This window comes from Acinetobacter schindleri, from assembly GCF_010918895.1.
Classification (GTDB): domain Bacteria; phylum Pseudomonadota; class Gammaproteobacteria; order Pseudomonadales; family Moraxellaceae; genus Acinetobacter; species Acinetobacter schindleri.
Genome location: NZ_CP044483.1, coordinates 586,723 through 608,471, shown reverse-complemented (window position 1 = coordinate 608,471; position 21,749 = coordinate 586,723). Strand labels below are relative to the sequence as shown.

Here is a 21,749-nt window from a genome sequence, read left to right as displayed (position 1 = left end):
TTATTTTACGACAGCACGAACAATTAATCCTTGAGTGATTTGCTCGCCCCCCTAAATTAGCCGTGTGTCATTTTTTGTTCAACTGTTGTTGGTCGCATTTCGTTATTCACCGATAAACGGTATATACAAGTTCTACCTCATTTTTCTTGATAATTGAGATAGAATCATCTCAGTCTCTTGAATGCTTTAAACTGAATGCATAGCCCAACTTATCAACATCTCCTATCTACTTCAAATACTTCTCCACATGCCATTTTGGAAGCATTGCGCTCCCTGGATCATGCTGTATATTTATATGACAACGGTACGCCATTTATTGCCTGCTGTGCTGAACGTTATACAGTTATACAGGATGATATTATACAAACTTATCAGGCTGTTTCTTTTAATCAGTATGAAGTCGTTGCGCCAGATTTAACTATTAATTTCACGTCTAAATCAACCTCGGACTCTACAAGATTTAATGGCGGCTTTGTAGGATTCATTTCTTATGACTACGCAGCTCAGCAGCAAGTTCATTATAGACAGCGCCAGCAGCCAGCACTTTTTATTGGGCAATTCTCTACTTATTTAGAACTCAACCCTCAAGGATGGATTTTTAAAAGTAGTGATCCTCAAGCGAAACATATTTTTCAGCAGATTCAGGCTTTACTTGATCAATTCCAGGATAAGTCTGAATTTAATTTAGTTTCTCCATGTACAGCGCGTTGGAATAAATCGGCTTATCAGGAGGCTTTCAGTCAGGTTCAGGAATATATCAAAGCTGGTGATTGTTATCAGATCAACCTGACTCAAGAATTTTCAGCACAAGCTAAAGGCTCTGTGTTAGCTACAGCAGAACAATTTTGGCAGCTAACCAATGCACCTTATGCTGGTTATTTACGCGTAGGTGAGTTTGAGCTGTTAAGTTGTTCACCAGAACTGTTTATTGAGTTTCAATCTGAGCGACGGATTATTACCAAACCGATCAAAGGCACGATGCCGCGTTATATAGATCCAATATTGGATGAACAGTCCAAACAGACCTTAAAAAATTCTGAGAAAGATCAAGCTGAAAATGTGATGATCGTGGATTTATTACGTAATGATTTAAGTGTTTATGCGGAAACTGGCTCAGTTAAAACACCAAAGCTGTTCAATATTGAAAGCTTTAATCAAGTTCATCATATGGTTAGTGAGGTACAAGCTACATTAAAAAAAGATGTAAATCCATTTAATGTTTTAATGTCCGCCCTTCCTGGCGGATCTATTACTGGTGCACCTAAAATCCGTGCCATGCAGATTATTGAAGAACTTGAAGATGCGCCACGAGGTGCATATTGTGGCTCAATGGGGTATTTTAATTTTGATGGAACTGGTTCCTGGAATATTCTGATCCGCTCAATACAGAAATACCAAAATGAGATGTCACTATGGGCTGGTGGCGGGATTACCATTTCATCAGACTGCGATGCCGAATACCAGGAATGTTTTGATAAAGTCGAAGCTATGTTGAATCTACTCAATACTTGGTACACACCTGAATAAATAAAAAAACGACTCAATTGAGTCGTTTTTTTATGAATCTCACCCCTTGATGAGCATTGCTCCGCAAGGGATAGATTCACTTAAATCAAAATCTCATTTTTCAATGTATCAATCAAACGTTGATTCTGCTCATCTGTACCAATAGTAATACGTAAGAACTGATTGATACGTGGCTTATTAAAATAGCGCACGATAATACCATGTTCACGTAATTCAGATGCTAACTCACCTGCATCTTTGCTTGGGAATGATGCAAAAATGAAATTAGCACTTGATGGTAAGACTTTAAATCCAAGTTCACTAAGTTGTGCTGTTAATTTCTCACGGCTCGCTATTACTTTGGCATTTTGCGCTTCAAAGTAAGCTTGGTCTTCAAAGGAAGCTACTGCTGCTGCAATGGCAAAACGATCCATTGGATAAGAGTTAAAGCTGTTTTTAACCGCTTCCAATGCTGCAATTAAATGTGGCTGCGCAATCGCAAAACCAACCCGTAGACCTGCTAATGAGCGGGACTTAGACGTCGTTTGGCATACCACCAAATTGTCGTATTTCTCAACCAACGCCACCGCTGATTCTGCACCAAAGTCGACATAGGCTTCGTCAATCACCACAACCGAATTTGGATTAGCTTGAAGCACTTCTTCAATTGCAGATAAACCCAGTGCAATACTGGTTGGTGCATTTGGATTGGTAATAATGATGCCGCCATTTGGCTGTTTATAGTCATCGACTACAATTTCAAAATCATCATTGAGCGGCAATACTTTGGTTTCGACACCAAAGAATTGGCTGTATACAGGATAGAAACTATAGGTAATATCTGGATAGAGCAATGGCAATTCTTGAACAAAGAATGCTTTGAAAATATGCGCTAAAACTTCATCCGAACCATTGCCGACAAAGACTTGCTCAACTGGCACACTTTGCTGTTTCGCAATCGCGTGTTTCAGTTCAGAAGCATCAGGGTCAGGATACAAACGTAAAACATCTGCACCATTTGCTAATACTTTCTGGACTGCTTCCACCACTTTTGGTGACGGTGGATATGGATTTTCATTGGTATTTAATTTTAAAAGATTTTGGATTTTTGGCTGTTCACCCGGTGTGTACGGCTCAAGCTCACGTACTTCAGGGCTCCAAAAACGCATTTGTTCTGTGGTGATATTCATTTTTAAATTCTCAAAATTCCCTCTCCTGCTAGGAGAGGGTTAGGGAGAGGTGTATCAATTCCCCCTCTCCTAACCTCTCCCAAAGGGAGAGGAAAATTTATTTCTTAATAAATTTCTGTTTAATATCTTATTGATAACGATAACGAGCAGAACGTGCATGCGCATCAAGATTTTCTTCTTGCGCCAAAATGTCTGCAGTTTTCGCTAATGATTTCACGCCTTGTTCTGAGCACATAATCAAGCTTGAACGTTTTTGGAAATCATATACACCAAGTGGTGATGAAAAACGTGCTGTACCCGAAGTTGGTAAGACATGATTTGGCCCTGCACAGTAGTCACCAATCGCTTCAGGGGTGTAACGCCCCATGAAGATCGCACCAGCATGACGAATATCTTCAGCCATTTCTTCGGCTTCATCTAAACACAGCATCAAATGTTCTGGTGCTACTTGGTTAATGAGTTCAGCACCTTCAGCACGGTCTTTCACTAAAACTAATGCACCACGGTTTTCAATCGATGTACGAGCAATCTCAGCTTTTGGTAAAGCTTCTAAGTGTTTTTCAATCCATTCGCCGACTGCATTTAACAGAGCTTCATCAGGTGTAATGAATACTGCTTGCGCAACCGTGTCATGCTCAGCTTGTGACAATAAATCCATTGCCAGCCACTCAGCATTATTTTCACCTTCTGCATACACTAGAATTTCAGAAGGTCCGGCAATCATATCGATACCGACTTGACCAAATACCGCACGTTTTGCCGCAGCAACGAAACGGTTACCGGGGCCTGTGATTTTATCTACAGATGGAATGTTTTCTGTACCATAGGCTAATGCTGCAACCGCTTGCGCACCACCAATGGTAAATACACGGGTCACGCCTGCCAAATATGCTGCTGCAAGTACCAATGGATTCAAGTCACCATTTGGCGCAGGTACCACCATAATAATTTCAGGTACACCTGCAACATGGGCAGGTACTGCATTCATCAATACTGAAGATGGATACGATGCCAAACCGCCCGGTACATAAATACCCACACGATCAAGTGGTGTGACTTTTTGACCTAAGGTATTACCTAAAGCATCGACATAGGTCCAGCCATCTTGCTTTTGTGCTTGGTGGAATTCACGTACACGGTTGGCAGCGAGTTCTAAAGCTTCACGCACTTCAACTGTTAAACCATCAAAGGCAGCTTTCAATTGTTCTTGAGTCAGTTCCAGATCTGAAAATTGATGCGCTGGATGTCGATCGAACTGCTGAGTAAGTTTAAGAACATGAGCATCACCATGCTGACGCACATCAGCAATGATTTGATCTACGGTTTTTAAAAGTTCAGGATCACTCACTGTTTCAAAAGCTAACAAGTCAGCAAATACCTGCTTGAAGTTTTGATCTTGAGTCGATAAACGTCGCATCAATTTACCCACAAGGTTGATATGGAAAAGATTAGTTTACCTGTTTTAACAGGCTTTGTGGTTATCTATCTACTTTCTTGAGCATGAGTTTTATTGGAAATAGCTTTCGGCAAAATTGATGATTTCTCTAAAATATCAATAAATTTCGAGATATAAAAAAACCGCCCCTATGGACGGTCTTTTAGAACAATGAAAAATTAAGCTTTTTTCGCTTGCTCACGTGCTTCAACCGCTTGTTCAAGCTGTGCCAAAATTGGATTTAACAACACTTGTTTACGTTTAAAGCTGGCTTTATTGACGATCAAACGTGAAGATACTTTACAGATCTCTTCCAGTGGCTCTAGGCCGTTAGCACGAAGGGTATTACCCGTATCGACAACGTCAACGATATAATCACCCAGGCCCACAAGCGGTGCAAGTTCCATAGAACCATAAAGCTTGATCACATCAACCTGCTCACCTAGGCTTGCATAATATTGACGGGTTAAATTCACATACTTAGTCGCAATTTTAAGACGGCCTTTCGGACGTTCCATGCCAACCTTGCCTGCTGTCATCAGTTTACAGTTGGCAATTTTTAGATCTAATGGCTCATAGACATTTTGCGCGCCATGCTCCATCAACACATCTTTACCTGCCACACCGATGTCTGCTGCGCCATTTTCAACATAGGTTGGCACATCAGAAGCACGTAAAATCAGAATACGAACTTGTTTATGGGTCGTCGGGAAAATCAGCTTTCGCGACTTATCCGGGTCTTCCAGCAGGTTAATACCTGCCGTTTCAAGTAACGGTAGAGTTTCTTTTAAAATACGGCCCTTACTTAATGCTAAAGTTAAACCATGATCAAAATTGCCCATTACGTCAAAGTTTGGATCATCGTTTCTCATATCGCTCATTAACTTACTCGCTTAATTTGGGCACCTAAACCTTGTAACTTCGCTTCGACATCTTCATAACCGCGGTCAATATGATAGATACGGTCAATCACTGTTTCCCCTTCAGCGGCAAGCGCTGCCAGTACCAAAGAGAATGAAGCGCGTAAATCTGTCGCCATCACCGGTGCTGCAGAAAGTTTTTCCACACCCATCACCACAGCATCATTACCTTCAACCTGAATATTCGCCCCCATACGAGCTAACTCAGGAACATGCATGAAACGGTTTTCAAAAATCGTTTCGGAAATTGTCGCAAAACCGCGGCCAATTGCATTCACTGCCATTAGCTGAGCCTGCATATCTGTTGGAAATTCTGGATGCGGCAAAGTACGGAAGCTAACTGCTTTCGGACGTTTACCCATCATATCCAGTTCAATCCAGTCGTCACCACGTGTAACTTCTGCACCCATTTCTTCAAATTTTTCCAATACTGATTCAAGCAGGTTTGGATCTGTATTCGTTGTTTTTACTTTACCACCAGTAATTGCAGCAGCAGCTAAATATGAACCAGTTTCAATACGGTCAGCAACCACAGCATATTCACAGCCATGCAGGCTTTCAACACCAGTGACAATCAGCGTATCTGTGTCTAAACCTTCAATCTTGGCACCCATTTTAATCAGCATTTGCGCAAGATCGGTAATTTCAGGTTCACGTGCTGCATTACGGATTGTCGTTACGCCATCTGCCAGCACAGCCGCCATCAGAATATTTTCGGTACCACCCACAGTCACCATGTCAAAGACAACTTCGCCACCTTTCAGACGACCATCAACTTTGGCATGGACATAACCAGCTTCCACCTGAATTTCAGCACCAAGCGCTTCCAAAGCTTTTAAATGCTGATCAACAGGACGAGAACCAATCGCACAACCGCCAGGTAAAGACACCTGTGCACTACCGTAGCGCGCCAGCAATGGACCAAGCACCAAAATGGATGCACGCATAGTTTTTACTAACTCATATGGTGCAAACTGGTTATCCAGGGTTGAAGTATCCGCAACCACAGTATCACCTTCATATTTCATGGTGATCCCGAGACCGGCAATAAGCTTAACCAATGTGTTTACATCTTTCAGATTAGGCACATTGGTCAAGGTAATGGGAGTATCTGCAAGAATCATTGCAGCCAGTAGTGGAAGTGCTGCGTTTTTCGCACCGGAAATACGCACTTCACCTTCGAGCTTATTGCCGCCCTGAATTAAAAATTTATCCATTAATCTATTAAGCTCCAAATAAGCTTGCTTTGCGCCATTCTTCTTTGGTCATTGCGCGAATTGTTACGGCATGGACTTCACCACTGGCGATATAAGAATTGAGAGGAGCATAAACAGCTTGTTGTCGAGCAACTGGTCGCTTACCATCGAATTGATCATCCACAATACGGAGATCATATTTGCCGCCCTGACCACTCACAGCAATGTCAGCCTCTGGGAACGCGGCTTTTAAGATTTCAGCGAGCTGTTCATTATTCATCACAAGACCTCTTATAGGACTAAGGGTGTAAAACGGATCATTTTACTATAAATAAAAAAAATAATTCATTAGTCACATACATTATATATATAAAAAAAGAGGCTTTTAAAAACCTCTTTTTCCATTCTGCCCGATTATAAAGCCAATGGCTGATAATTCAGGTTCATTTTTCGATATCGATCAATTTGTTTTTTTAATTTTTCTGTCAAAAGCTTGATCGAGGTATACATATCATCGGCATTGGCATGCGCAAAAAATTCGATTCCCGGTAATCTGATAATCGCTTCCGCAATATGATTACTGCTTCCTTTTTTAGAGCGCTTATCAATCTGATGATCTTTTGAAAGTTTAACCTGCATACTGTTCACTTGATCCAGATGTTTAGTCATCTGCTGGAACTTTGTTTTTATAGTATCTTCAATTGCTGGCGTAATAGATAAATGATGTCCACGAATTGTTATTTGCATAGTTCTATCCCTCAACTTCGTTAGGATTAGACGAGTCACAGTCAAATGATTCGATGACAATAACCAATGCAAGGTTACAGTTCAGAAATTGGATCAAATCATTTTACGGTTCCTCAAAAGAAAAAGAGATTCATCATAGTGTCATGATGAATCTCTAGAATAGTCAGATTTTAAAACTTAGATCAAGACCTTTCGTTCAGAAGATGAAGGAATATGTAACGATTCACGATATTTAGCGACTGTACGTCTTGCTACATCAATACCTTCCTCTTTTAACATATTGGCAATTGCATTATCCGACAACGGCTTACGTATATTTTCCTCAGAAATCAATTTCTTAATCTTGGCACGAATCGCAGTTGAAGATGCTTCCCCACCCGAAGTCGTACCGACATGACTGGAAAAGAAATATTTCAATTCAAAAAGACCACGCGGTGTCAGCATGTATTTATTGGTTGTCACCCGGGAAACTGTTGATTCATGGAGCTCCACTTCTTCAGCAATATCACGTAATACTAGAGGTTTCATCCCTTCAGCACCAATTTCTAAAAAAGCTTTTTGATGTTCGACAATACAAGTGGCTACTTTTAACAAAGTCTTATGACGTTCATCGATACTCTTAATGAAATTTTTGGCTTCCAGCATCTGATTTCTTAAATACTGGTTGTCATCACTTTGATCCGCACGACGAATCATATTGGCATAAAACGAATTCACACGTAGTTTTGGCATCACGTCAGGATTCAACATTACTTGCCAGCAGTCATTCTTTTTCAACACGACAACATCGGGCACCTGATAATCAGATTCACGATCTTCAAATTCCAGACCAGGATGTGGCTTTAAGGTTTTAAGTAAATCTACTGCACAGCGCAACTGCTCTGGATTCAAACCAGTTTGCTTAATCAGCCGAGGTAATTCATTAGTAATGAGTAGTTCATAATGCTGTAGCAGCTTGATTGCATCATTACGACAAGGTGTGGAAGCGGGCAAATTATCCAGCTGAACCATCAGGCATTCAGCCAAATTGCGCGAACCGACACCAATAGGCTCTAATCGTTGAATATGTTTGAGTACTACAAGGACTTCATCATCTTCAATTTCTTCCTCATAGTCCATGCTTTGCAGCAAGTGTTGAACTGAGGCTGTAATTTCCGAAATATCAACTTCAAGAAAACCTTTATCATCCAAGGAGTCGATAATGCAATGTGCAATCAACTTATCAATCTTAGAAAAATGTAGCAGATTTACCTGTTCAATGAGATGTTGCTGTAGGCTTAAATGTCCCTGACGATTATCTTCACGTTCTTCGTATTCAGCTGCACCCAAGCTGGTTGGTTGATGAGTATATACATCATCCCAATCGGTATCTACAGGCAAATCATCAGGCAAATGATCTGCATTCAATTCATTGGTTAAGTCTTTTTGGTCAGGCTCAAGTTCAGAAGTAGACAAACTTTCTAAATTTGATTGTTCTTCAACTTTTTCCAGCAAAGGATTACTATCTAGCTGTAACTGAATTTCTTGTTCAAGTTCCAGACTCGACAGTTGCAATAAACGAATTGCTTGCTGTAATTGTGGAGTTAATGACAGCGAGTTCGCAACTTTTAAGCCCACTGATAATTTCATTGTTACCCCTCATTATTCAAACCGCGCTTTATAAGCAATTTTTATGCCGCTTTAATTTTTTATAACATAGATTTGTTAAATTACATACAATTCCTTGCATTTTTTATGCACCATTTAAGCTATTCATTTTAAATATTAATATTAATTAGTATCTTATTTTTATCAAATGATCTTATCTGCTTTTAAAAATTCGAAATAAATTAAAAAATTATATAAAAAAAACACCCCCTGTCATTTGACAGGGGGTGTTTAGAATAATGAGCTGGCGATGACTTACTCTCACATGGGTAACCCCACACTACCATCAGCGCTAAGAGGTTTCACTTCTGAGTTCGGGAAGGGATCAGGTGGTTCACTCTTGCTATGGTCGCCAGCACAACTGTTTATGGATACTCACTTAGGTCTTATTTAGATGCCTGAGCTTTCTACCAAATAGAATTCATTAACAGGGATACTTGAGTTGTATATTTTGTTCTTAAGCGTTAACTAAATCAAGTTACTTTGCTTAATATCGAATCAATTGAGCGTTATACAACAACTGTTTGGGTGTTGTATAGTCAAGCCTCACGAGCAATTAGTATTGGTCAGCTTCACATATCACTATGCTTCCACATCCAACCTATCAACGTCGTAGTCTTCAACGGCTCTTTAGGTGACATAAAGTCACAGGGAAATCTTATCTTGAGGTAGGCTTCCCGCTTAGATGCTTTCAGCGGTTATCCCTTCCGAACATAGCTACCCGGCGATGCGACTGGCGTCACAACCGGTACACCAGAGGTTCGTCCACTCTGGTCCTCTCGTACTAGGAGCAGATCCTCTCAAATTTCCAGCGCCCACGGTAGATAGGGACCGAACTGTCTCACGACGTTCTAAACCCAGCTCGCGTACCTCTTTAAATGGCGAACAGCCATACCCTTGGGACCTGCTTCAGCCCCAGGATGAGATGAGCCGACATCGAGGTGCCAAACACCGCCGTCGATATGAACTCTTGGGCGGTATCAGCCTGTTATCCCCAGAGTACCTTTTATCCGTTGAGCGATGGCCCTTCCATACAGAACCACCGGATCACTAAGACCTACTTTCGTACCTGCTCGACTTGTGGGTCTCGCAGTTAAGCGCGCTTTTGCCTTTATACTCTACGCGTGATTTCCGACCACGCTGAGCGCACCTTCGTACTCCTCCGTTACTCTTTAGGAGGAGACCGCCCCAGTCAAACTACCCACCAGACATGGTCCTCGTCCCGGATAACGGGACAGAGTTAGAACCTCAATATTACCAGGGTGGTATTTCAAGGACGGCTCCATCGCAACTAGCGTCGCGACTTCAAAGCCTCCCACCTATCCTACACAAGTAAGATCAAAGTTCAATGTCAAGCTGCAGTAAAGGTTCACGGGGTCTTTCCGTCTAGCCGCGGGTACACCGCATCTTCACGGCGATTTCGATTTCACTGAGCCTCTGCTGGAGACAGCGCCCCCATCATTATGCCATTCGTGCAGGTCGGAACTTACCCGACAAGGAATTTCGCTACCTTAGGACCGTTATAGTTACGGCCGCCGTTTACTGGGGCTTCGATCAATAGCTTCGCTTGCGCTAACCACATCAATTAACCTTCCAGCACCGGGCAGGCATCACACCCTATACGTCCACTTTCGTGTTTGCAGAGTGCTATGTTTTTAATAAACAGTTGCAGGGGCCTGGTTTCTGAGGCTGCCAACAGCTCAAGGAGCAAGTCCTATCACCGCCGGCAGCGTACCTTCTCCCGAAGTTACGGTACCATTTTGCCTAGTTCCTTCAGCAGAGTTCTCTCAAGCGCTTTGGTCTACTCGACCTGACCACCTGTGTCGGTTTCGGGTACGATTCCTGTTTAACTGAAGCTTAGAGACTTTTCCTGGAAGTATGGTATCAGCCACTTCACTGTACAAGTACAGCTTGCTATCAGTTCTCAGCATAGAGTACCCCGGATTTGCCTAAGATACATGCCTACAACCTTCCACCTGGACAACCAACGCCAGGCTGACTTAACCTTCTCCGTCCTCTCATCGCATTAAACAGAAGTATTGGAATATTAACCAATTTCCCATCGACTACGCCTCTCGGCCTCGCCTTAGGGGTCGACTCACCCAGCCCCGATTAACGTTGGACTGGAACCCTTGGTCTTTCAGCGAGCGGGTTTTTCACCCGCTTTGTCGTTACTCACGTCAGCATTCGCACTTCTGATACCTCCAGCAGACTTCTCAATCCACCTTCATCGGCTTACAGAACGCTCCCCTACCACTTACACTAATGTGTAAATCCGCAGCTTCGGCATATAGTTTTAGCCCCGTTACATCTTCCGCGCAGGCCGACTCGACTAGTGAGCTATTACGCTTTCTTTAAAGGGTGGCTGCTTCTAAGCCAACCTCCTAGCTGTCTATGCCTTCCCACATCGTTTCCCACTTAACTATAATTTAGGGGCCTTAGCTGGCGGTCTGGATTGTTTTCCTCTTGACTACGGACGTTAGCACCCGCAGTCTGTCTCCCGGATAGTACTCATTGGTATTCGGAGTTTGCATCGGTTTGGTAAGTCGGGATGACCCCCTAGCCGAAACAGTGCTCTACCCCCAATGGTATTCGTCCGAGGCGCTACCTAAATAGCTTTCGGGGAGAACCAGCTATCACCGAGTTTGATTAGCCTTTCACCCCTATCCACAAGTCATCCCCTGGCTTTTCAACGACAGTGGGTTCGGTCCTCCAGTCAGTGTTACCTAACCTTCAACCTGCTCATGGATAGATCACCCGGTTTCGGGTCTATACCCAGCAACTAAACGCCCTATTAAGACTCGGTTTCCCTACGGCTCCCCTATACGGTTAACCTTGCTACTGAATATAAGTCGCTGACCCATTATACAAAAGGTACGCAGTCACCAAACAAGTTGGCTCCCACTGCTTGTATGCATGCGGTTTCAGGATCTATTTCACTCCCCTCACAGGGGTTCTTTTCGCCTTTCCCTCACGGTACTGGTTCACTATCGGTCAGTCAGGAGTATTTAGCCTTGGAGGATGGTCCCCCCATATTCAGACAAGGTTTCACGTGCCTCGCCCTACTCGACATCATCATATCAGCCCTTTCGTGTACAGGACTATCACCCACTATGGTTGCACTTCCCAGAGCATTCCACTAAAACTGATATGACTTAATGGGCTGTTCCCCGTTCGCTCGCCGCTACTGAGGGAATCTCAATTGATTTCTTTTCCTAGAGGTACTGAGATGTTTCACTTCCCTCCGTTCGCCTCGTATGACTATGTATTCATCATACGATACCTGGCTTATACCAGGTGGGTTTCCCCATTCAGACATCTCCGGATCACAGGATATTTGCCGCCTCCCCGGAGCTTTTCGCAGGCTATCACGTCTTTCTTCGCCTCTGACTGCCAAGGCATCCACCACATGCACTTAATTACTTGACTATACAACCCCAAACAGTCGTTAATCCTTACAAGTAAGATTAACAACAAGATCAACTAGTAAACTAGCCTTTCTCACAGTTAGAGTTTCGTGCACTTAAGCACCGTACAGCTTCAATTAGATTCATATACCAAAACGCTTGATTCAGTTTAATCGCTAGAACTCATTTCATCCAACTTTCACAATTGCTTGTTAGGTTGTTTAAAACGAGTTTGAACAAATTATTTCAACTCAAATATATTCTGTTAATGATTCACTGTATCCTCGTCGGACTACAGTCAACTGCGATAAATCACAGAGCTTAATAACAATGCCGCGCATTATACGCAACTTAATCACTAAGCTCTATAAGCTATCAGTTCGTTTGCTTACTACGTAGTCTTTCAACTGCGCGAAGCGTAGCTTCTTGCTTAAATTTCAAGGAAAAGCATGCTTTTCTTGTCTTGAAATTTGGTGGAGACTAGGAGAGTCGAACTCCTGACCTCCTGCGTGCAAAGCAGGCGCTCTACCAACTAAGCTAAGTCCCCAGCTTATCAATAAGTCAATGTTCTGATCTTCTGTTTTACTCTGCAATTGCTTGCTTCGTCAGTAGTGGTGGGTCTGACAAGACTTGAACTTGTGACCCCACGCTTATCAAGCGTGTGCTCTAACCAACTGAGCTACAGACCCTCAGATACATCGTCATGAAGAACAACTTGTTGTGGATTCTTACCAATCGTCAATCTTTCGTTAAGGAGGTGATCCAGCCGCAGGTTCCCCTACGGCTACCTTGTTACGACTTCACCCCAGTCATCGGCCACACCGTGGTAAGCGTCCTCCTTGCGGTTAGACTACCTACTTCTGGTGCAACAAACTCCCATGGTGTGACGGGCGGTGTGTACAAGGCCCGGGAACGTATTCACCGCGGCATTCTGATCCGCGATTACTAGCGATTCCGACTTCACGCAGTCGAGTTGCAGACTGCGATCCGGACTACGATCGGCTTTTTGAGATTAGCATCCTCTCGCGAGGTAGCAACCCTTTGTACCGACCATTGTAGCACGTGTGTAGCCCTGGCCGTAAGGGCCATGATGACTTGACGTCGTCCCCGCCTTCCTCCAGTTTGTCACTGGCAGTATCCTTAAAGTTCCCGGCATTACCCGCTGGCAAATAAGGAAAAGGGTTGCGCTCGTTGCGGGACTTAACCCAACATCTCACGACACGAGCTGACGACAGCCATGCAGCACCTGTATCTAAGTTCCCGAAGGCACCAATCCATCTCTGGAAAGTTCTTAGTATGTCAAGGCCAGGTAAGGTTCTTCGCGTTGCATCGAATTAAACCACATGCTCCACCGCTTGTGCGGGCCCCCGTCAATTCATTTGAGTTTTAGTCTTGCGACCGTACTCCCCAGGCGGTCTACTTATCGCGTTAGCTGCGCCACTAAAGCCTCAAAGGCCCCAACGGCTAGTAGACATCGTTTACGGCATGGACTACCAGGGTATCTAATCCTGTTTGCTCCCCATGCTTTCGTACCTCAGCGTCAGTATTAGGCCAGATGGCTGCCTTCGCCATCGGTATTCCTCCAGATCTCTACGCATTTCACCGCTACACCTGGAATTCTACCATCCTCTCCCATACTCTAGCTTTCCAGTATCGAATGCAATTCCTAAGTTAAGCTCAGGGATTTCACATCCGACTTAAAAAGCCGCCTACGCACGCTTTACGCCCAGTAAATCCGATTAACGCTCGCACCCTCTGTATTACCGCGGCTGCTGGCACAGAGTTAGCCGGTGCTTATTCTGCGAGTAACGTCCACTCACTTTAGGTATTAACTAAAGGAGCCTCCTCCTCGCTTAAAGTGCTTTACAACCAAAAGGCCTTCTTCACACACGCGGCATGGCTGGATCAGGCTTCCGCCCATTGTCCAATATTCCCCACTGCTGCCTCCCGTAGGAGTCTGGGCCGTGTCTCAGTCCCAGTGTGGCGGATCATCCTCTCAGACCCGCTACAGATCGTCGCCTTGGTAGGCCTTTACCCCACCAACTAGCTAATCCGACTTAGGCTCATCTATTAGCGCAAGGTCCGAAGATCCCCTGCTTTCCCCCGTAGGGCGTATGCGGTATTAGCATTCCTTTCGGAATGTTGTCCCCCACTAATAGGCAGATTCCTAAGCATTACTCACCCGTCCGCCGCTAGGTCCAGTAGCAAGCTACCTTTCCCCGCTCGACTTGCATGTGTTAAGCCTGCCGCCAGCGTTCAATCTGAGCCATGATCAAACTCTTCAGTTTAAAATCAATAGTGCTTTATTCAAAACACCAAATCTGGCTCATCAATTTTCTGACATTCATTTCTCAAATAAACTTCGAGTAATTTCTACCATTCAATCAATGAAAATAATTTCGATCAATCAACCAGTAAAAATCCACACAAGTTGTTCTTCATAATCTCTTAATGATCTTCTTAATACTTCGTCAGCATCAAGCTAGGTCGGCTATATTACGCTTTCTTTTCAGAAAGTCAACTAGTAATGAAAACAATTTTTAAACTTTCTTTCTAAAACCCAACTCAACCACTCTATGCTAAGTCACTGTTTTATCAGAAGTTTTAATCTTCATCACCGCCGATGGATGTGCATTCTACAGTATTTCACTCCACGTGCAACCCCCTTTTTCAACAAAAACCACCGTCTGTTTATTTATTCTACAAAAAACCAGTTTTTCTCTATCTTTTGATTAAAAATGGTACAGAATCAGGCACGTTACTTAATATTTTCTTTGTTTTTCTTATAAAAAGCTTCATTACCTTTCTAAATCTGCATATAAACTGATTACTCTTCATATAATTTTTATTTAAATATTCATTATCTTTTATTTTAGCAGCCGCTCATTCTTATCATTTCAAAAAATAATTTTTCATACTTTTAAAACATATCCTCAAGAAAAACCCCGATAAATATCTTTTAGCGAAATATAGATAATTACTTCAAGCTCGTTATTTTCAATAAGTAGTGTCGCAATAATGGTTTCAGCATCGTTATTACTTATGGTTATATTATTGGACCACCAATCAGTGATCACATCAGACGAAAGCAAAGTTATCTCAGTAAAGTCAGACAATATACAAAGCAGAATATTTAAAGAAATAAGTAATCTAATTGAGAAGTAATTTAAGAACTCATTCTAATTTGATTTGAATTATTAAATTTCAGGCATAAAAAAACCGCTTAACGCGGTATCTTTTATCTCGACCATCTTTAAGGAGATGGTCGGAGCAGTAGGATTCGAACCTACGACCCCCTGGTCCCAAACCAGGTGCACTACCAGGCTGTGCTATGCTCCGATTTCAACTTTAAAAGTTGGGGTGAATGACGGGATTCGAACCCGCGACAACTGGAATCACAATCCAGGGCTCTACCAACTGAGCTACATCCACCATCATTTTGATTCTAAAATACCAGGCAACCAAATGGCGCGCCTGACAGGATTCGAACCTGTGACCATCCGCTTAGAAGGCGGATGCTCTATCCAACTGAGCTACAAGCGCTTTACCGATGATACTTATCATCCGCCTTGAAGAATTGGTCGGAGCAGTAGGATTCGAACCTACGACCCCCTGGTCCCAAACCAGGTGCACTACCAGGCTGTGCTATGCTCCGATTCATCTCAGCTTTCGTATCAAGCTTATCGCTTGGTACGGTGTGCATTCTAGGCGCGACGCCCAAAGACGTCAACACCTATATTTAAAAAAAATCAAAAAATCGCTTCAAGCGTATATTTATCAAGCATTTCAGACATTTTTTATACAAATCCTAACGTTTTAGACTGGCACTAAAGTCCAACATCCGGTCAAGTGGTAATTTTGCCCGTTCTGCCAAAGCAGGATTGACATGAATTTCCTGATCACCATGTTGCAACACATGCAGAATACCATCAAGTTCATTCATCGCCATCCAAGGACAATGCGCACATGAGCGGCAGGTAGCTCCCTCGCCAGCAGTTGGTGCTTCAATCAGGATCTTGTCCGGTACCGCCTGCTGCATTTTGTAGAATATACCGCGATCTGTTGCCACAATTAGTCGCTCATTAGGCAAAGTCTGAGCAGCTTTAATGAGTTGCGAGGTACTTCCAACAGCATCTGCAATTTCAACTACAGACATAGGGGATTCAGGATGTACCAGTACCGCAGCATCTGGATACAACGCTTTCATATTGGCAATGCCACGTGACCGGAATTCTTCATGCACAATGCACGCACCATCCCATAGCAACATATCGGCACCGGTTTTCTTTTGAATATAACGACCAAGATGCTGATCTGGCGCCCAAATGATTTTTTCACCTAAGCTATCTAAATGCTCGATAATTTCTACTGCACAGCTTGACGTCACCACCCAGTCCGCACGTGCTTTTACAGCTGCCGAAGTATTGGCGTAAACCACTACAGTATGATCAGGATGAGCATCGCAAAACTTGGTAAATTCATCGACAGGACAGCCGAGATCCAGTGAACAGGTCGCTTCCAATGTTGGCATAAGTACAGTTTTATTCGGTGATAAAATTTTTGAAGTTTCCCCCATAAATTTTACACCAGCGACGACCAAAGTAGACGCTGGATGATCGCGACCAAAACGAGCCATTTCCAATGAATCAGACACACAACCACCGGTGAGTTCTGCCAGTTCCTGAACTTCAGGATCGCAGTAATAATGTGCGACCAGTACAGCATCACGCTTTTTAAGCTCTGCCTGGATCTGTGCAAACTTTTCCTGCTTGGCCTGTTCACTTAACTGATGCTCTTTCGTCTCACCCAGGCGGTCCAAATGTGCCTGCACGATTGATTTAGCTTCATTGGCTATCAGTTTGGTTGCATCATTCATAACAACATCTTCTCTTTTCCTATATGCCTGCCTTACGCCAGACATCCACCCTACATCACATACCGGTCAGTTTTGGCAATATGCCTTTTTTTGACCATTCAATAAAAATTTTAAAAGTATAAAAAAGCCTCCAGACGGAGGCTTTTGAATTAAATCAGCATTATGAACGATAGTCCGCATTGATTCGGACATAGTCATAAGACAGGTCACAGGTATAAACCGTATCTTTCGCTGTACCTCGTCCAAGGTCAACACGAATAGTCATTTCTGCCTGAGACATCACTCGCGCACCAGCTTCTTCCGTGTAATCTGCCGCTGCACCACCATCTTTACAGATTTGTACATCATCTAACCAAACCTGAATTTTTGCAACGTCTAAGTTTGCCACACCAGCATAACCAATCGCAGCCAGGATACGCCCCCAGTTTGGATCAGAAGCAAAGATCGCTGTTTTCACCAGCGGAGAATGGGCAATACTATAGGCAATATCACAACATTCTTGTGTATTCGCCCCACCCTCAACTGCCACAGTGATAAATTTGGTCGCGCCTTCACCATCACGTACGATCAATTGAGCCAAACGTTTCATGGTACGTGCAAGTACTTCAAGAACTACTGCATAACGTGGATCTTCAGTAGAGCTGATTTCAACACCGCCCGCCTGTCCAGTCGCAATAAAAATACAAGAGTCATTGGTTGAAGTATCACCATCAATAGTAATACGGTTGAATGACACGTTCACTGTTGTAGATAGCAACTGTTGAACCAGTTCACGGCTAATCGGTGCATCGGTGGCTACATACCCTAACATGGTCGCCATATTCGGACGAATCATGCCCGCACCTTTAGAAATACCAGTCATGGTATAGGTGATGCCATCTATTTCGAACTGTTCAGAAGCACCTTTTGGTGTGGTGTCTGTGGTCATAATCCCTGTCGCTGCATCTACCCATGCATCATCACGCAATGAGTCTAGTGCTGGCTGTAAACCGCTCAATAGGCGCTCCATTGGTAGTTGCTCACCAATCACACCTGTTGAGAATGGAAGTACTTCCTCTGGTTTTACGCCAGCAATCTCAGCAAGCTTTGCACAAGTTGCTTCTGCATTTGCCATACCGGTTGGGCCTGTACCAGCATTTGCATTACCCGTATTAATCACTAAATAACGTGGATTGCCTACTGTCAAATGTGCCTTAGACACATGAACCGGTGCTGCACAAAAAGCATTTTGGGTAAATACACCTGCAACATTGGAGCCTTCAGCCAGTTCAAATATCACCAGGTCACGTCGGTTCTGATAGCGCACATACGCTTCTGCCGAACCAATTTTTACCCCTTTCACCACATGCATCTGTGGCATAGATACGTCACCAACTGCCATTTTAAAATGTCCAATATTGAAGTTTTAGAAAAATACAGCTTAGTTGATCTGAGACAAAAAATCGAGCCAAAGCCTGATAGACGCTCACTTTTCTTATGGTTTTTCACAATAAAAAAACCAGTCATAGTGACTGGTTTTATTAAGCTCAGCAAAACTTAGTTTTTTGCCAGCTGGGCAGCTTCATTTAGCAATGCTTGTTTCGCCTGTTGCTGACTAGTCGCGGACAATGCCGGATTAGATGCCACAATACGATCAGCATTGGCTGCATTGGCAGCAGTAATTGCAGCAGTTTGTAGTACGATCGGACGGTTCGGATTGGCAAAGGTATAACGGATACCTGTACGAGGGCTTTCCACAGTCACCTGACCGCTTGCATCTACCTGAACAGGTGCAGTCGTTGGGCCAATGGCTTGTTTGACTTTATCTACAGTTGTGGTTTCTGAAGCTGCAAAACTCAATGTAGGGATTGCCAAAGCAGCAATCATCAACGGTTGTAATACTTTTTTCATTGTCTGTCCGCAATTTGATGTCCAATGAGCAACTAAATAACACTTAATGTTATGGACTGCAATTCAAAATGTGCTTTTGAAAAACTTTTTCACATAAAAAAATCAGAGCCCTGGAGCTCTGATTTTTTATATCACTTAAATTTTACCGTGACACTGTTTGTATTTCAGACCTGAACCACATGGACACGGTGCATTACGGCTTGCAGGCGCTTCAAATACCGGTGCAACTGAAGTTGTATTGGCATTTTGCAGGGTATGATCTTCTTCCCCACCTTCCAGCAGACTGTCAAATTCCTGATGAGACAACTGGATACGCATTGCTTCAGCCTGAGCCTGTTGCTGTGCTTCCATCTCAGCCAGTTCTTCAGCAGTTGGTACATGGATACGGGACAGGTCCATTACCACATCAGATTTAATCACACCCAGCATATTCACAAACAGGTTGTAGGCTTCTTTCTTGTATTCCTGTTCCGGATTTTTCTGTGCATAACCACGTAGATGAATACCTTGACGCAGGTAATCCATCGCAGCCAGATGCTCTTTCCAATGACGATCCAGAGAATTCAACAGGAAGTGACGTTCCAAAGTCGCTGCCGATTCAGCACCCATCTGTTCACGACGTTCGCGGTAGCGATTAATCACTTCATCGGTAATACGTTCAACCAGACCTTCTTCATCCAGACGACGGTCCTGTTCTAACCATTGACCTACTGGTAATTCGAAGTTCAGGTCTTCCTTCAATGCCTGTTCTAGACCTTCAATATCCCACTGGTCATGAATAGATTCTGGCGGAACATAGTTCGCAATCATGCCTTTCATGACATCGCGGATCATTTCTTCGATGTAATCTTGTAGCGAGCTTTCAGCCAGAATATCATCACGTTGAGAATAAATGATCTTACGCTGTTCGTTATTTACGTCATCGTATTTCAACAGGTTTTTACGAATATCAAAGTTACGCGCTTCAACTTTACGCTGTGCATTTTCAATTGAGCGCGATACCATCTTGTGCTCAATCGCTTCATCTTCTTGCAGACCCATGGCACGCATCATGGCAATGATACGGTCACCTGCGAAGATACGCATCAAGTCATCTTCAAGTGACAGATAGAAACGGGATACACCCGGGTCGCCTTGACGACCAGCACGACCACGCAACTGGTTATCGATACGACGCGATTCGTGACGCTCAGAACCAATAATATGCAAGCCACCTGATGCCAATACGGCTTCATGGTTCTCTTCCCATTCAGCTTTCAAGCGAGCTTCATCTTCAGCTGTTGGATTTTCAATTTTAGCGAGTTTGGCTTTCCAGTTACCGCCCAGCAAAATATCGGTACCACGACCTGCCATGTTTGTTGCAATGGTTACTGCACGTGGTGCACCAGCTTGGGCAATAATATCTGCTTCACGTTCGTGCTGTTTTGCATTCAGAACTTCGTGCTGAATGCCCGCTTCTCGCAATTTGTCAGAAAGAATTTCAGAAGCTTCGATAGTCGCAGTACCAATTAGAATCGGTGCTACACCAGCTTCATGAACACGTTGAATCTCCTGAATAATCGCGTTGTATTTACCTTCACGATTCAGGTAGATCAAGTCATTCTGGTCATTACGGATCATTGGACGGTGGGTTGGAATCAGCACCACATCCAGACCATAAATTTCTTTCATTTCCGCAGCTTCAGTATCCGCTGTACCGGTCATACCAGACAGTTTTTTATAAAGACGGAAATAGTTCTGGAAAGTTGTCGTTGCAAGCGTCTGGTTTTCAGGCTGGATTTCCAGGCCCTCTTTCGCTTCTACTGCTTGATGCAGGCCTTCAGACCAGCGACGGCCCGGCATGGTACGACCAGTGTTCTCATCAACAATGATGACTTCACCTTCATGGATGATGTAATGCACATTGCGTTGATACAGGTAATGCGCACGAATTGCCGCAGTCACGTGATGCACAAGATTCAGGTTAGATGCTGAATACAGACTCTCGCCTTCAGCTAGCAAACCCATAGAAATCAGTTCATTTTCAACAAATTCAAAACCGGTTTCGGTGATTTCTACAGAACGCTGTTTTTCATCAATCCAGAAATGACCGCCATCCGGCACTTTCTCTTCTTTTTGCGGATGTAATTTTGGTGGAATGCTATTGATTGCAGAATAAAGCTGAGAAGAGTCTTCACTTTGACCAGAAATGATCAATGGTGTACGTGCTTCATCGATCAGGATCGAATCGACCTCATCGATAATCGCATAAGTCAGACCACGCTGCTTTTTCTCTGCCAGCGAGAACACCATGTTGTCACGCAGATAGTCAAAACCGAATTCGTTATTGGTACCGTACGTGATATCGGCTTTATAAGCTTCAGCTTTTTCTGCCGGGTTTTGCATGGAGTAAATGATACCAATGCTCAAACCCAAGAATTCGAATAATGGACGGTTTAACTCAGCATCACGCTGTGCCAGGTAATCGTTCACAGTAATGACATGTACGCCCTGACCACTTAAAGCATTCAGATAACAGGCCAAGGTACCCATTAGGGTTTTACCTTCACCGGTACGCATCTCGGCAATTTTGCCTTCATGCAGGGTAATACCACCGATCAGCTGTACGTCGTAATGACGCATTCCCATAATACGTTTACCTGCTTCACGGCAGACCGCAAACGCTTCAGGGAGTAATTTATCTAGACTTTCGCCGTTATTATATCGTTGTTTGAATTCTTCAGTTTTTGCAGATAAGTCTGCATCGCTTAGGGCTGATATCGTCGGCTCGAGCGCATTAATCTTGTCTACGATTTTACGCATGCGTTTGAGTTCGCGCTCATTTTTGGTACCGAAGATTCCTCCGATCAGACTTGCCAACATGAATAGACTCTCTAAATCTTGCTTGTCAAATGAATATGTTCTTAGTCGTTTATTATGGTGCTAGAAATTTGAA

12 protein-coding genes, 6 tRNA genes and 3 rRNA genes are annotated in these 21,749 nt (G+C 43.5%); 1 reads left to right on the top strand and 20 read right to left on the bottom strand.

Going from position 1 to position 21,749, the window contains the following annotated elements:
- The first annotated feature begins 195 nt into the window (after positions 1 to 195).
- Complete coding sequence (pabB, locus tag FSC11_RS03030; RefSeq protein WP_163165075.1) at positions 196 to 1,527, top strand: aminodeoxychorismate synthase component I; 1,332 nt, start codon at positions 196 to 198, stop codon at positions 1,525 to 1,527.
- Between the two features lie 80 nt (positions 1,528 to 1,607).
- Here the strand turns inward: pabB and hisC are convergent, their stop codons facing one another.
- From hisC to secA, 20 genes are all read right to left on the bottom strand, one after another.
- A complete protein-coding gene (gene hisC / locus FSC11_RS03025; RefSeq protein ID WP_163165073.1) occupies positions 1,608 to 2,696 on the bottom strand; it encodes a histidinol-phosphate transaminase in 1,089 nt (362 codons plus the stop codon).
- 127 nt (positions 2,697 to 2,823) lie between these two features.
- A complete protein-coding gene (gene hisD, locus FSC11_RS03020) occupies positions 2,824 to 4,125 on the bottom strand; it encodes a histidinol dehydrogenase (protein ID WP_163165071.1) in 1,302 nt (433 codons plus the stop codon).
- 185 nt (positions 4,126 to 4,310) lie between these two features.
- A complete protein-coding gene (hisG, locus tag FSC11_RS03015) occupies positions 4,311 to 5,012 on the bottom strand; it encodes an ATP phosphoribosyltransferase (protein ID WP_004814462.1) in 702 nt (233 codons plus the stop codon).
- The gene (gene murA / locus FSC11_RS03010; protein WP_163165069.1) at positions 5,012 to 6,268 is read right to left on the bottom strand and encodes a UDP-N-acetylglucosamine 1-carboxyvinyltransferase; all 1,257 of its coding nucleotides are present in this window, start codon (positions 6,266 to 6,268) and stop codon (positions 5,012 to 5,014) included. The genes hisG and murA overlap by 1 nt, the downstream gene beginning before the upstream one ends.
- A gap of 7 nt (positions 6,269 to 6,275) precedes the next feature.
- Complete coding sequence (gene ibaG, locus FSC11_RS03005; protein WP_004814457.1) at positions 6,276 to 6,527, bottom strand: BolA family iron metabolism protein IbaG; 252 nt, start codon at positions 6,525 to 6,527, stop codon at positions 6,276 to 6,278.
- A 134-nt stretch (positions 6,528 to 6,661) separates the two neighbouring features.
- Positions 6,662 to 6,994, bottom strand: coding sequence for a ribosome hibernation-promoting factor, HPF/YfiA family (gene hpf / locus FSC11_RS03000; protein ID WP_004814456.1), 333 nt, complete (start codon positions 6,992 to 6,994; stop codon positions 6,662 to 6,664).
- Positions 6,995 to 7,171: 177 nt separating this feature from the next.
- Complete coding sequence (locus FSC11_RS02995) at positions 7,172 to 8,623, bottom strand: RNA polymerase factor sigma-54 (RefSeq protein WP_163165067.1); 1,452 nt, start codon at positions 8,621 to 8,623, stop codon at positions 7,172 to 7,174.
- 260 nt (positions 8,624 to 8,883) lie between these two features.
- A 5S ribosomal RNA gene (gene rrf, locus FSC11_RS02990) occupies positions 8,884 to 8,998 on the bottom strand.
- Positions 8,999 to 9,176: 178 nt separating this feature from the next.
- A 23S ribosomal RNA gene (locus FSC11_RS02985) occupies positions 9,177 to 12,070 on the bottom strand.
- 449 nt (positions 12,071 to 12,519) lie between these two features.
- Positions 12,520 to 12,595, bottom strand: a tRNA-Ala gene (locus FSC11_RS02980).
- A gap of 65 nt (positions 12,596 to 12,660) precedes the next feature.
- Positions 12,661 to 12,737: transfer RNA gene (locus FSC11_RS02975), tRNA-Ile, on the bottom strand.
- A gap of 61 nt (positions 12,738 to 12,798) precedes the next feature.
- A 16S ribosomal RNA gene (locus FSC11_RS02970) occupies positions 12,799 to 14,336 on the bottom strand.
- The 16S, 23S and 5S rRNA genes sit together here with 2 tRNA genes alongside, the layout of an rRNA operon.
- Before the next feature lie 974 nt (positions 14,337 to 15,310).
- Positions 15,311 to 15,387, bottom strand: a tRNA-Pro gene (locus tag FSC11_RS02965).
- Between the two features lie 17 nt (positions 15,388 to 15,404).
- Positions 15,405 to 15,480 (bottom strand) — tRNA-His (locus tag FSC11_RS02960).
- Positions 15,481 to 15,514: 34 nt separating this feature from the next.
- A tRNA-Arg gene (locus FSC11_RS02955) sits at positions 15,515 to 15,591 on the bottom strand.
- A gap of 35 nt (positions 15,592 to 15,626) precedes the next feature.
- Positions 15,627 to 15,703: transfer RNA gene (locus FSC11_RS02950), tRNA-Pro, on the bottom strand.
- A gap of 153 nt (positions 15,704 to 15,856) precedes the next feature.
- Positions 15,857 to 16,924: a quinolinate synthase NadA gene (nadA, locus tag FSC11_RS02945; protein WP_163165065.1), complete on the bottom strand. Its 1,068-nt coding sequence runs from the start codon at positions 16,922 to 16,924 to the stop codon at positions 15,857 to 15,859.
- Between the two features lie 160 nt (positions 16,925 to 17,084).
- Positions 17,085 to 18,305 carry a bifunctional glutamate N-acetyltransferase/amino-acid acetyltransferase ArgJ gene (gene argJ / locus FSC11_RS02940; RefSeq protein WP_103800872.1) on the bottom strand — a complete coding sequence of 407 codons (1,221 nt, stop codon included), beginning with the start codon at positions 18,303 to 18,305 and terminating at the stop codon, positions 17,085 to 17,087.
- A gap of 155 nt (positions 18,306 to 18,460) precedes the next feature.
- The gene (locus tag FSC11_RS02935) at positions 18,461 to 18,814 is read right to left on the bottom strand and encodes a hypothetical protein (RefSeq protein ID WP_163165063.1); all 354 of its coding nucleotides are present in this window, start codon (positions 18,812 to 18,814) and stop codon (positions 18,461 to 18,463) included.
- A gap of 135 nt (positions 18,815 to 18,949) precedes the next feature.
- Positions 18,950 to 21,676 (bottom strand): preprotein translocase subunit SecA, encoded by a 2,727-nt coding sequence (secA, locus tag FSC11_RS02930; RefSeq protein WP_163165061.1) that lies wholly within the window; start codon positions 21,674 to 21,676, stop codon positions 18,950 to 18,952.
- Positions 21,677 to 21,749: the final 73 nt, after the last annotated feature.